Source organism: Atribacterota bacterium (assembly GCA_028717805.1).
Classification (GTDB): domain Bacteria; phylum Atribacterota; class Phoenicimicrobiia; order Phoenicimicrobiales; family Stramentimicrobiaceae; genus Stramentimicrobium.
This window is the reverse complement of record JAQUNC010000047.1, coordinates 1-13,819: the sequence shown is the minus strand read 5'-3', so window position 1 is coordinate 13,819 and position 13,819 is coordinate 1. Positions and strand designations below refer to the sequence as shown.

Sequence of the window (13,819 nt, the reverse complement as noted above, 5' to 3'; positions counted from 1 at the left end):
CAAACCCCTAGAGCCACAAATGCTCCTTCGGCCATATGTATTTATTCTGGCATAAAGAAAGTTTTTTGACTATCCTGGTTAATCAGATTATGCTATAGCTGAATGTTATTTTTCAATTATAGACCCCATCTTCGCTTCTTCGCACACATCTTCATTAATTAATTAGGTAGGCACCGTAACCCTGTTCCAGCAGCTCCTGATAAGCTGGTATTCCATGATATTGTACTGCTTTATCTGGGAATAAAAGACTTATATTATCAACCAATACCTTAATAGCAGTTAGATGTCTTCCCACTCTTTCCTCAATAGGATGTCCGCTTTCGTCATAGGGAACATATAATCTTCCCAGCTCCGCTGCCTTTATGTACATTTTATCCTTTCCGGTTAAAACCAGAGTTTCATCTGTTCGGCCTCTTATTCTTCCCTGGCTAGCATTTGCTGTTTCCATCAGAATGGCCATAGTATTGCTGTAATCCCCCCACTCTCGATGAGTTAATCCACGGAAAGAAGGCGGAGAAATTTCCAGATTGTAATCCAGGTCCTCCAGCTGCAAATCTAAAACAGCAATACTGGCTAAATCTATAGCCCTTTCATGAGCTACAATAGCATTTATCACCGGATATTCCGGAGAGGCTTCATGTAAATCAATAGACAAATTGCATTCTTCCTTTCGAATGACCTCCATAATACCATAACAAACTTTTTCCGTATAATTACCGTCAGGGTCTCCAGGATAACCACGATTTAAATTACGGGTTTCAGAACCGGAAAGTGATTGGCCAAATTGATTAATATAAATATCAGGATCTGGCCACTGATGAATGGGATTGGTCGCCCGTGAACCATATCTAAATGCTCTTATGCCATCTGGTGTTGTAAAATGAATCTGACGAGGAGAGCCTTCCTGGGGATCATTATGGGAATATCCGCTAAGATTGGCTTGTGGTATGATAATCATTCTGCCCTGAGTTACCACAGCATTCTCAATTAACATTACGGTTGAGAGCATAGAAGATGGCTCATTAGGATGGGTACCTCCTAAAATAAAAACCGTACCCCCTGGTTCATCCCCTTCCAAAAAATAAATAGTAGTATCACAGTATTCCCCTTTTAGTTCTGGAAAATAATCACTTAAATTAGCAGTTTCGGTTACTCCGGGTCCGGCTATGATTACATCCGGTTTCCACTGATCAATAAATTCTAAAGCAGACCATAAAACAATAAAAGAAGCAAAAACCAATAAAAAGATGGCAATTTTTTGATTCTTTTTCATTTGCTAATCCTCTCTCCTATTTTCTCTTTCCTCTCTCCTGCATATATCCATATCTATATCCATATCTATCTATATCATATCCATGATTAAAAATATCGGAAAAAATTATTTTATCATAAGTAATCTTAACACAAAAGGAATGATAACAAGGGAACCAGTAAGCTGATGCCAGACATTTTTCTCCTTAAACATTTCCAGAACAACTAAAGCAGTTAAAAATAAGATAATTAAACGGTAAATAAGAGTGATAATAGCCATTCTTCTCCTCTCCCTTTTCAGCTTTTCAGTAAATTACAACAGAATTTCAGCAATAACATTGGCAAAAACAATAATTACTATACACCAAGCAGCAGTAATAATGGCTGGTAAGATGCAATACTTTAAAACTTTAAAGTAATTTTTCTCGCCCACCACCTGAGCGGCAAAAATTCCTGCCAATGCTGTTGGTGGCATCAAATCTCCCAAAGCTGCTAATTGAGACAATGCTGATACTGTTATTACCGGGCTACTCTCCAGTAAAGACAGAGCAAAAGGCACTCCTAAGACCGAAGCTGAACCATAAGCAGATACCGCACCAAAAAGCGGCATACTAATAGCAATCCCCAGGTACAACAAAAAAGCAGGTAAACTTAAACAATTTATAACAATATAACCTCTTACTCCGGTCAGAGTCATAACCTGAATAAACATGCCCACTCCCACCAGAATACCTAAAACTGGCAAAGCATCATGAATTGCCTCTTGAGATATTTTTAAGAAGTTAAATTTTTTCCCGGAAAATATTCCTACCAGGGCAGCAATCAAAAAATAGATAGGCATTCCCAGGGTAGGAAACAGCTCGGGCAAAAAGGTCTCTCTTAACATAAGGGCAAATAGAATAATAATAGGCAAAAATAATCGTACTCCAAAATCAGCAAGATAAGAAGTGGGAAGACTATCCTTTATCTTCTCATAATTGAAAACCTTGAGATATTTCCTTCCCAAAAAGAGACTGGTTAAAATAATTAAAGGAATGGTCACCAATAACAGGGGCATGGTAAAACCAATATAAGGTAAATCAATTCCTCCTCCTATTATTAAGGCATTGACATTTATAGGGGGAGCAGCTTCGCCATATACAGCAGCCATGGCAACCACTGCTGCGGTTATTTCCTTGGGAAAACCCATATAAATTAATACTGGAGAAACAAGTACTCCGCCAGTTAAAACTGCAGCAGTAGCAGAACCGGTAATCATTCCTGGGAAAACAACTATAAAAGATAAACCAATAATTAATAAAGCCGGCTTGGAATAATATTTTTCGATTAACCATCTGGTTATGGTATCCATCATCCCGTTGTATTGCACAACCTTCATAAAAATCATGGCAGTTGCAATGACCAGAATGGTATTGAGATAATTAAATCCTCCTTCCACCAGATGACGAATGGGAATACCAAATCCAGCTACCAGACAACCGGAAATAGCAGATATAGCCATAGCAATGCCTACCGGCAGCTTAAATTTAAAACAACTTATGGCAAATATACCTACCATTACTACAAAATAAAGCAATTCGATGCTAAACAATGTATCACCTCCCCCACAAGTATCAAGCATATCAAGGGGACGGTTCTCTTGATTCACTTTTTTAAGAAAGTATTAGGTCAGGAGAACCGTCCACATGACATGACCTAATTTTAATAACCGATAGCTATACCATCACGACGTGAATCGCCGCCACCGAATAGTACACCATTTTTCAACATAATTCCCTGAGCACCGCCAAAGTAGAGGTCGTGAGAACCTCTCGCTTCTACTTGATTACCCAGCAGCCTTAATGCCTCCACAGTTAAAACAGGAATACGACTTTCCACATAGATGGGCATCGCTTTCCCTGCTGAGGAATAGGCATGCATGCGAGGCGCCTCAATAGCTTCATCCATCCCCATACCAAAATCAATGACATTAGAGATAATCTGTGCCATTGCGGTAAAGATTCTGGTTGCTCCAGGAGAACCTAAAACCATAAAGACCTCGCCATCCTTTTCTACAATGGTCGGTGACATGCTGGATAGAGGTGCTTTACCCGGTTCAGGAGCATTGGGAGATTCTGGATTAGTAGAAAAGTCATCCATTTCATTATTCATAATAATACCCACCCCAGGAACAATCACACCGGAACCAAAGAAATAGTTAATAGTTTGAGTTAAAGCAACCGCATTCCCTTCAGCATCTATAACCGATATATGGCTGGTGCTTTGATGTTCAAATTGACCTGGCTCTCCAGCTGGAATTTCCAATTTTGGTTTAGTGACATTAATCTGATCTGCCAGGAATTTAGCATACTCCTTAGAGGTAAGTCCTTTTAGAGGTATATCAGTAGCAAAAGCCGGGTCTCCCATATACTTAGCTCTATCCGCAAAAGCCATTTTCATTACCTCTGCTAATACCGAGATATGATTCGGTCCCAAATAATTCATATTGGCAATATCATAATTTTCCATTATATTCAAAATTTGAATTAAATGGGTACCACCGGAGCTGGGAGGTGGCATAGAGTAAATATCATATCCCCGATAACTGCCGCTAACCGGTTCGTGTCTGCGTACCTTATAGTCCTTTAAATCTTGAATAGCAAGAATGCCTCCCGCAGCTTGAACAGCATCGACTATCTTCTGACCTAATTCACCACCATAGAAATAATCAATACCATTAGCCAGGATTCCCCGATAAGTCTTTGCCAGATCTTTCTGTATCAGTATTTCTCCTGTTTCCAGAGGAATACCATCCTTAAGATAAGCAATGGCAAAAGGATCATTCCAGTTAACCAGCTTCTCATAATTATCTTTAATCATATCACTAAAAGTCTCAGTAATCTCAAATCCATTTTCCATATGGTGTATAGCAGGAGTCATTACCTCTTCCAAAGTCATGGTGCCATATTCATCTAAAGCAGTTTTGAGTCCCATTAAAGTACCTGGAACACCACTTGCCTTACCACCCACTTGAGTCCATAGCTCTGCTTTAGACTGCTCAGAATCAAACATGTCTTTGGTAGAAGCACCGGGAGCGCGTTCTCTATAATCTAAAATAATAATTTCTCCTGTTTGGGCAAAACGGATAACCATAAAACCCCCGCCACCTATTCCGGAAGCATTTGGTTCCACTGCATTCAGAGCAAAGGCTGTGGCCACTGCTGCGTCTATAGCATTACCCCCTTTTTGTAATATATCCACACCGACCTGAGCAGCCAAAGGATGAGCAGCAGCAACCATGCCATGAGCGGCAATGGCATCTTGTGGGGTATGTCTATCTGCGGCAAATGAAGATAAAGAAGCAATTAAAAAGACTAACATAAAACTAACATAGAAAGTAATTTTTTCTCGATTTATTTTCATCTTTTCCTCCTTTTTTATTTCGCTAAAGTAAAGCTACTTATCTCTGCTTTCACCTCCAGTCATTTTATTAATTAATGATTTTTATCAACCATGAAGTATCTGACTCTGACTATGATTATTTATGATTTATGCTAAATTATCATTTGTGAGAAATATTAGTCTATATAACTTCACATATATAGGGGAATGTTGTGACAGGCAATTTATGAAAGCTTTATAATTCAATTCCCCGGTTCCCCGGATCATTGTTATTGATAGTTAGTAATAATAAATATTATTTAATAATGTATCTGTATTAAGAATATCATATAATTATTTATCAAGCAATAATTTTTTGTATCTATCGATATACTATAAGTTGGCAATAAGTTAGTAATAAAAAAATTGACTTAGTTGCTATAATAATAAATAAATAATGCAAATTTGCTATTTATTACAATTAGCATTTCAATTGGTAGAGGTAGCTCTATTATATATTTCTATAGTCTCCTATTTTTGATTTGGCTGGTTGCAAATGAGTAATAATTTCCCTAAGTCCAGGGAAGAATTGAAAGAAGAATTAATAAAACTTAAAAGACATTCTTTGAAAAAGGTAGATGGGATTCCCATAATATCGATTTCCCAGGTCAAGAGGATAGCCCAAAATTTTAACTTAACCCCGAGAGAGATAGAAATAGCAGCTTTACAGAAAGAAATAATACCAGCCCGGTACCGAAGAAACTTTAATACTATAAACTTTGCCGAACAAATAACCTTACTTAGCTCAAAGGTAGCAGTAGTTGGCTGTGGTGGATTAGGGGGAAATATCATAGAATTGCTGGCAAGATTGGGTGTAGGAAATATTATCACAGTCGATGAAGACATATTTAAGGAAAGCAATCTTAATCGACAAATACTATGCACTGAAAAAAATATCAGAAAAGAAAAAGCAATAAGTGCTGCGGCAAGAATAAAATATATAAATTCCAGTATCGATGCCCGATACTATTCCCAGTATATTGATACTGAGAATATTAACAGTATTATCAATGGTACAGATGTGGTAGTTGATGCCCTTGACAATATCCCTTCCCGATTTATCCTGGAAAAAGCCTGTAAAAAATTAAAAATCCCCTTTATCCATGGTGCCATTAACGGATTACAGGGGCAGGTTACTACCATCTTTCCCCAAGACAGCGGTCTAACTGCCATCTATGGTCCAGAAGATAGGTATCATAAGAAGCCTCTTGCTAACCAGGTTAGTGTGCTTTCGGTTACCCCTTCTCTAATTGCTTCATTGCAGGTAACAGAGGTGCTGAAGATTTTATTGAAGAGAGGAAAGCCTTTAAGAAATAAGCTGCTCTTAATTAATCTGGAAGAGAACGATTTTAGTATGGTAGATATTTTATACTAATGACCAGTAACTAGTTGCTGTCAGCCAAAATATCCTCTATTTTACTAAAAATGACTGATTTAATCTTTGTTAGCTTTTCTTCTGCCTCAGCGCGATTCCTACCTACAAAGGACATATATATTTTGATTTTTGGTTCAGTACCGGAAGGCCGAATGGCATACCAGGAGCCATCACTAAAGAAACACTTCAATACATCAGACTGAGGGATATCTACAATCTCCTTTTTATGCTGTTCATAATCATATTGAAAGGATGATTGATAATCAATTTTACGGGATATCTTCATTCCCGAAATCTCAGGAAATATCTCCCGAAAGCCAGACATTATCTTTTCTATCTTCTGTTCTCCTTCCAATCCTTCCAGGAAGATTGATTCTAAATGCTCCAGAAAATATCCATGCTGCTCATAAAGTTTCTGTAAAACATCCAGTAGAGTCAAGCCTTTTTTCTTATAAAATGCAGCCATCTCCGTAATCAACATGGCACTTATTACAGCATCTTTATCCCGTACGAAATTTCCCGTAACGTAGCCAATGCTCTCTTCATACCCGAATAAAAAAACGCCACCTTTTTTCTCCAGTTCTTCTGCTTTATTACAGATATACTTAAATCCGGTCAGAGTATCATAAGTGGGAATATTATAGTGCTCGGCAATCACTTTGCCCATTTCTGAAGTAACAATAGTTTTTATCACAAAACCATTTCTGGGCAATTTTCCTCTTTCCTGGCGTCTTTTTAGAATATAATCTAACAGCAAGGCTCCAGTCTGATTGCCGTTTAAAAACACATAATTTCTTTTACTCTGAACTGCAACAGCGATGCGGTCACAATCCGGATCAGTAGCCAGCAGGATCTCTGCTCCTACCTTTTTACCTAATTCTACTGCGCGTTCAAATGCCTCGGGATTCTCCGGATTGGGCGATTTTACAGTAGAAAACTCAGCATCTGGCTGAGCCTGCTCCTCATCCACAAAAACATTCCGAAATCCCATATCACTTAAAATTGTTCTTATAGGAACATTCCCGGTGCCATGTAAGGGAGTGTATACTATCCTTATGTTTTTATCTGCTTCCTCCGCCTTACTCAGTGACAATGTTTTAACCTTTCCATAGTAAACACGGTCAAATATTTCACCCAATATATTACATAATTTCCTTTCTTTTGCCTCTTCTAAGGAAATTAACTTCACTTCAGAATAGTCTCTAATTTTACCAATCTCGGCAATAATCTCATCAGCTACCTCCGGTAATATCTGGGCACCATTCCCGCCATACACTTTATAACCGTTATAATCAGGTGGATTATGACTGGCAGTGACTACGATACCGGCAGCAGCACTAATCATCCTTACAGCAAAAGATAGTTCGGGAGTAGGGCGTATATCATCAAAGATATAGGTTTTGATACCATTGGCTGTTAAAACCTGGGCTACCTGCTTGCAAAACTCCCGAGATTTCCGTCGGGGATCATAGGCAATAACTACCCCTCTTTCCTGAGCCTTTTTCCCTTTCTTAATAAGATAATTAGCTAATCCCTGGGTGGATTGTCCTACGGTATAAATATTCATACGATTAGTACCAATGGCAATTTTACCTCGCATTCCTCCAGTACCAAATTCCAGATCCTTATAAAAACGATCCATAATTTCGTCTTTATTATTAGCTATAGAGCGCAATTCCTCTTTATCTTCCTCGCTAAGATAAGGACTGTTCAACCATTGTTTATATTTTTCCCGGTAATCCAAATTAATCCCTCCCCCTAAACTTAGTATACTCTTTACTTCACAATTATGATATTTCACTTAACTCTTTGCTTTATAATTATGACTAATTTGCCTATAAAATCTGCTTTAGTACTTTATTCTTATTACACCTTATTTCATTTCTTATCTGCTCTATTATTTTATTTGGTAAATCCACTTACTAAGTCTTCCAGGTAAAATCTAAATAACTTTCCGGCATCCAGTAAAATCTGTGGTTTTCGGAAAGCCTCCCGGAATAATCTGGAATGGTGGTCATAATCAACCATCTTTTCAATGAAATCAGAATTCTTTCTAAATAAGGTGAATAATTCTCTCCTCTGGTCATCAGCTAAATTTTCGTAAATCTTACGAGCCTTAATTCCAAATTTAATTTCCTGACCAAACTGTTTTTTCCACCGGCTATCATACTGCTCTAATTTACCTTCCCTGATACAATCTGCCAGAATATGAGCAGATTGCAAACCATAAGAAAGGCCTCCACCAGTTAAAGGCTTAATCTGACAGGCAGCATCACCAACCAGTGCAATTTGATTATCGCAGGTGGGAATAAATCCTAAGGGAATTTTTCCAGACACTGTATCAATAATCTCCCCTTTAATCTCTTTTCCCCTGATAAAATCATGCAGTATATCCTTACCCTGATCCGATAATATTCCAATCCTCAAAATTTTTGAATCCTCGGAAATCATCCAGATAAAAAATTGAACAGTTTCATTAAAGAAGACTTGAATTAAATCTTTGGCCATAATCGGTATAGAATCATGCAATCTTATCTGGTATTGCATACCAAAATAGTATTTTAATATAATATTGCTATTGTTATCTTTTTTACTATAATTTTGTAAAAAGTATCTGCGAACCAGGGAGTTAACTCCGTCCGCTCCTATTAAGATATCTGCTTCATACTCCTTTCCCAGTTCCGTCTCTACTAAATAAGTACCATTGTTTTGCTTAATAGTAGAAACACGCTCTCCCAAATTAATCTCCAAGCCTTCACCTAAATATGAATCAAACTTTTCCCTATTTAATATTACTGCCACGCCTTCTCTATTAATGGAAAACTCTTCTTCCCATGGTGTATTTATAGAAAATCCATTAATTCTACTGATAAGAGCATCATCAGAAATGAATGGCTGTACCAGGGTAAGCGTATCTGAGGAGACAATACCGGCACAATGTACCGGTTTTCCCACCGAAATATGTTCTTCTAACAGAACCGAGCGATAGCCCATTCTCTTTAATAATTGAGCGGTATAACAACCTGCCGGTCCGGCACCAACTATCAATATCTTCATTAAAGATAAGTCCTTTCCATAAGCATTTCTAAAACTTTAAACTGAGAAGCTATCCCCTTCCTATATGCTCCGTTATATTGTCTTACGAATAAAGCAAAATAGCTATTACCTCAAATATCGCTTCTATACCAATTAGCGCCAGTATTAAATGAGGTTCTCCCATACCACCGGATATTTTTAGAATTTATTGAGCCAATCCTTTAGGACCATCCTTGGGGGCAAAATATTTTTCCTTCTTTAAACACACCAAAGGTATATGGAAAACGATGAACCGCCTTAATAAAGAAATCAATCAGGAAGGGAATAATCAATATCGCTCCAACAGTCTCAAAATCACCCACAATAACACTCACTGCCAGCACTGTTCCCATGTATAAGGTCCCCCACATCACTTACCAGCACCTTTGCCGGGTACCAATTATAATATAAGGTAACCAAAAAAGGAAATAAAGCCACTGCCAATAATAAAAACATCTTATCCACCAACATATTTACATTAATATTTCAGTCTTCTACATTAAAGGTAAAATTAATTTTCCTCATCTATCTCATCTATCTCATCATTGTCAAGATACATTATCTGTTCCTTCAATATACTCTTCTCTAATAATGGATTCCAATATTATGTTTTAACTTGAATTTTTCAGTATAACCAGAATTAGAAAAATGCATTTGTTATTTGCTTACAATTTACTCAGTAATTTTTGATAGTCATCTATGGTAATATCAATTTCTTTTAAAATAATCCTAGTTAATGGTCGAGATAATATCCTGCTTCACTTCCGACCATATTCATCATCAAATCTCACAATATCATCTTCTTCCAGGTACTCTCCCATCTGCACCTCAATTATCTCTAAAACAGATTCCCCTGCATTCTCCAATCTATGCTTCTGTCCTACTCTAATATCCACACTTTCACCAGCATTCATAATCCTTTCCTTATCATCTAAAGTTACTTTAGCTATCCCTTTTACCACCATCCAATGTTCAGCTCTATGATGATGCAGCTGGTAACTGAGCTTCTTCCCTGGATTTACCTTTATCCTCTTTATTTTAAAGGCACCAAGCTCTTCTGTTAACACCTCATAACTACCCCAGGGACGAAAATCCTGCACATGATATTCAGTGCGAATATCCTTCTTTCCCTTTAACAGGTTAATAACTTCTTCTACCCTCTGGGATTGTCCTTTTTTACAAACTAGAAGAGCGTCTTTCACGTCAATGATAATCAAATCATCAACTCCAACCATCACCCCTAACTTTCCAGCTTCGGAGTGAATAAGATTGTTTCTGGAATCCAGCAATAAATATTCCTCACTACCAACATTTCCTTTCTCATCCCGGTCAAAAACATAATAGAAAGCATCAAAATTACCCAGGTCATTCCAGCCAATATCTGCCGGAATCACTACCACTCTCTTGCTTTTTTCCATAATGGCATAATCAATAGAAATTTTTTCCTTGATCTTGTTAAAAGCTTCCTCCAGATTTTTACTCTCCTGAAAAGCCTTCTTAATTTCAGGAGTAAACTTTTCTGCTTCTTCTATAAATAGTTCACTATTAAACATAAAAATCCCACTATTCCAGAAATATCCTTTTTTAATATATTCTACAGCCCTTTGATAATCTGGTTTTTCCTTAAACTCTTTTACCACATAGCCATATTTACCCTTACTCTCTCCAGGTGCAATATATCCATGACCGGTATTTGGTTCAGCGGATTTAATACCAAAAGTGATAAGCGAATCACTGGTTAAATATTCTACAGATTTAATTAATTCTATAAATTTTTTACTTCTTTTAATTAAATGATCAGAAGGAAATACCACAATAGTTTCAGAGATACTTTTCTCTCTTTTTAAAATCTCATCAACCCCAGCATAAATAGCAGGTAGGGCATTCTTGTCTTCCGGCTCTACTAATATATTTTCCTCAGGATAATTATATCCTAACTCTTCCACTGCCCCCATAATTAAAAACTCATAGTTCTTATTGGTAACCACATAAATATCATCTAAGGATGCCAAAAGTAGACTACGCAGAAAGGTCTCCTGAAACAGGGAGCGCTTTCTACCCTGAAACTTGATAAACTGCTTGGGAAGCCTATCCCTACTTAAAGGCCACAGATTGGTACCGACTCCGTCGACAAGTATAATTACTTTCATCTCAACGCCTTCCTGTAATATACTAAGTAAATACTGAACCCACCTAGTGGGTGTTTTTGATTTTCTTTTTACATGTCTTCTTATTTTTTTCTTATTGTCTGAGCGTTAAAGTTTATTGCCCCTTATTGTGAACTTCAGATTACCAATAACAAGCTTACAAATCTTAATAGTTATGTATAAAAATCATTTATCTAAAAGTCTTGATATTAACTCTATGGAGAGATTTATAATCTAAATTAAAAATATTTATTGTAAGTGTAACTAAACACAATAAGCACTATGCCAACTAATCTGCCATTGTGAATCAAGCTTTAGTTAGATTCGGCAATATCATTCAGTTATTCTCATACCAATAATATATGATTATATGTAACTATATGCCATTATTACCTTGCACATTTATACTGAAAAATATCAACTGAAAACTGAAAATTAATTTACCATTTAAATTCCTTTAAATGTTCTTTATCCCTATTAGGATTATAATCAGGAATTATCTCCTGCATTTTTTTGATAAGATCCTCAGCAGAATCATTCAGTGCGAATTGTTCCAATTCGGCAATTCTTTTTAATAATTCCTCTTTATTGACATCCTGAGCCTGTGCGACAAATACCTTTTTGTGAGCGGTATGAGTGGCCATTTGACTTTTTTCCTCTACAGACATTAATTCTTCAAATAATTTTTCACCAGGACGCAAACCTATAACTTTAATTTTAATGTTCTTTTCCGGTTCAAAGCCCATTAGCTTAATCATCTCTCTTGCCAGATCATAAATTTTTATCGGTTCACCCATATCCAATACAAAAACTTCACCATTTTTAGCAAATATGCCTGCCTGAATCACCAGCTGACTGGCTTCCGAAATAGTCATAAAGTATCTTTTCACTTCCTTATCTGTTACAGTAACTGGTCCTCCCTGGGAAATCTGCATTCTAAATAATGGAATTACACTGCCACTACTATCCAATACATTACCAAAACGTACTGAGGCAAACTTAGTACGACTCTTTTTCCCATATGCTTTTACTATCATCTCGGCAATTCGTTTACTAGCACCCATTACACTGGAGGGATTAATTGCTTTATCAGTGGAAATCATGATAAAACTTTCTATATTATTTTGATGTGATAATTCCACCAGATTTTTAGTGCCAATAATATTATTCCACACCGCTTCTTCTGGATAATATTCTAAAATAGGTACATGTTTATATGAAGCAGCATGAAAGACAACATCAGGCTTTATCTCCGGGAAGATTTTTTTTAATTTTTCTGTGTTGGTTATATTTAATAATAAGGGGACCACTAATAAAGCTGGCCAATTATTCCTTATTTCATTAAAAACAGCATAAAGATTGTTTTCGCTTTTATCTAATAGAATCAATCGTTGAGGATTAAAATAACAAACTTGACGTGCGATTTCACTGCCTATTGATCCACCAGCGCCACTGACCAGTAAAGTTTTGTTATTGATATAACCAGAAATGGCATTTGTATCTAAATTAACAGGCTTCCGACCTAAAATATCTTCAATCTGCAATTTTCTTATCTTACTGTAACTAACCTTCCCATCAACCAGTTCGTATAATCCCGGCAATGTTCTGATATTCACTACTTTCGGTATTTGCTCAACAATATTTTTTATTTGTTTACCATCTGCAGAAGGCATAGAAATAATGACACTATTGATGCTATTTTCTTTAATAATCTTACTAATATCTATGGTTGCTCCTAAAACCCTCTTACCATGGATAGTTTTCCCTAACTTATTTCTATCATCATCTACAAAACCAACTAAAAATCCCAAATCTTTTCTTCTAATTATTTCCCGGGATATAACATCTCCTGCATCACCTGCTCCGACTAATAAAATCCTGTCTTTTCCTTTTCCCAACTTAATCCTGCCTTCATGATATAAACGCCAAGCTAATTTGTTGCCAATAATGAAGGTAAGGCAAAAAAAGAAAAAAAGAAATATTATAGTTCTGGGAAACTGATATCTTCTAAGAAAGAATATGATTAGCACAGAAGAAATCATAGTTAATATTTGTGTTATTCCAATTAGGAGGATTTCTTTTATACTAAGATAACGCCAAAAACAATCATACAAGCGTAATAATGTTGAAAAAAACAAGTAGATTAATACAATTATAATGATATTTTCCCGATAAAGAAAAAAATAATGCTGAAACTCATTACCAAAGCGAACTAATAAAGATAAAAGTAGAGCAACATTAATGCAGATTATATCTAAAATAATCCACAAATATTTATTATTAATCTTATCTATATCCATAGTTAGATTATAGAATTATACACTACTATATTGCAAGTAGAATTTATTTAATACAAGTATGATATAACAGAATTGATTATGTAAAATGGGAATTGCCTGGTTAACTGCTGTTAAATCAATTAAATATACTACAAATAAGAGATATGCTCTTATTGTATTTCACAATCCTGACAAAACTATTCTCTATCTACAGCTAATTTTAATGCCTTCCTTTAGCCTCCTAACCACATAATCAATCTGTTCTTCCTGTA

At 36.2% G+C, this 13,819-nt stretch carries 10 protein-coding genes; 1 reads left to right on the top strand and 9 read right to left on the bottom strand.

The window, feature by feature from the left end:
• Positions 1-154 precede the first annotated feature (154 nt).
• The 4 genes from PHD84_09300 to ggt all read right to left on the bottom strand — a co-directional run bounded on the left by PHD84_09300 (position 155) and on the right by ggt (position 4,653).
• A complete protein-coding gene (locus tag PHD84_09300; GenBank protein ID MDD5637991.1) occupies positions 155-1,273 on the bottom strand; it encodes a succinylglutamate desuccinylase in 1,119 nt (372 codons plus the stop codon).
• A gap of 105 nt (positions 1,274-1,378) precedes the next feature.
• A complete protein-coding gene (locus tag PHD84_09295) occupies positions 1,379-1,531 on the bottom strand; it encodes a hypothetical protein (GenBank protein MDD5637990.1) in 153 nt (50 codons plus the stop codon).
• A gap of 33 nt (positions 1,532-1,564) precedes the next feature.
• Positions 1,565-2,872, bottom strand: a complete 1,308-nt coding sequence (locus PHD84_09290) for a TRAP transporter large permease subunit (protein ID MDD5637989.1) — start codon at positions 2,870-2,872, stop codon at positions 1,565-1,567.
• An 80-nt stretch (positions 2,873-2,952) separates the two neighbouring features.
• Positions 2,953-4,653, bottom strand: coding sequence for a gamma-glutamyltransferase (gene ggt / locus PHD84_09285; protein ID MDD5637988.1), 1,701 nt, complete (start codon positions 4,651-4,653; stop codon positions 2,953-2,955).
• Between the two features lie 514 nt (positions 4,654-5,167).
• Here ggt and PHD84_09280 point away from each other — a divergent pair.
• A complete protein-coding gene (locus PHD84_09280; protein MDD5637987.1) occupies positions 5,168-6,046 on the top strand; it encodes a HesA/MoeB/ThiF family protein in 879 nt (292 codons plus the stop codon).
• A gap of 10 nt (positions 6,047-6,056) precedes the next feature.
• Here the strand turns inward: PHD84_09280 and PHD84_09275 are convergent, their stop codons facing one another.
• The 5 genes from PHD84_09275 to PHD84_09255 form a co-directional block, all read right to left on the bottom strand.
• A complete protein-coding gene (locus tag PHD84_09275; protein MDD5637986.1) occupies positions 6,057-7,790 on the bottom strand; it encodes a phospho-sugar mutase in 1,734 nt (577 codons plus the stop codon).
• Between the two features lie 158 nt (positions 7,791-7,948).
• Positions 7,949-9,103 carry an NAD(P)/FAD-dependent oxidoreductase gene (locus PHD84_09270; GenBank protein MDD5637985.1) on the bottom strand — a complete coding sequence of 385 codons (1,155 nt, stop codon included), beginning with the start codon at positions 9,101-9,103 and terminating at the stop codon, positions 7,949-7,951.
• A gap of 200 nt (positions 9,104-9,303) precedes the next feature.
• Positions 9,304-9,492, bottom strand: a complete 189-nt coding sequence (locus PHD84_09265; protein MDD5637984.1) for a hypothetical protein — start codon at positions 9,490-9,492, stop codon at positions 9,304-9,306.
• 387 nt (positions 9,493-9,879) lie between these two features.
• Positions 9,880-11,271 (bottom strand): mannose-1-phosphate guanylyltransferase/mannose-6-phosphate isomerase, encoded by a 1,392-nt coding sequence (locus PHD84_09260; protein ID MDD5637983.1) that lies wholly within the window; start codon positions 11,269-11,271, stop codon positions 9,880-9,882.
• 437 nt (positions 11,272-11,708) lie between these two features.
• Positions 11,709-13,568, bottom strand: coding sequence for a nucleoside-diphosphate sugar epimerase/dehydratase (locus tag PHD84_09255; protein ID MDD5637982.1), 1,860 nt, complete (start codon positions 13,566-13,568; stop codon positions 11,709-11,711).
• Positions 13,569-13,819 lie beyond the last annotated feature (251 nt).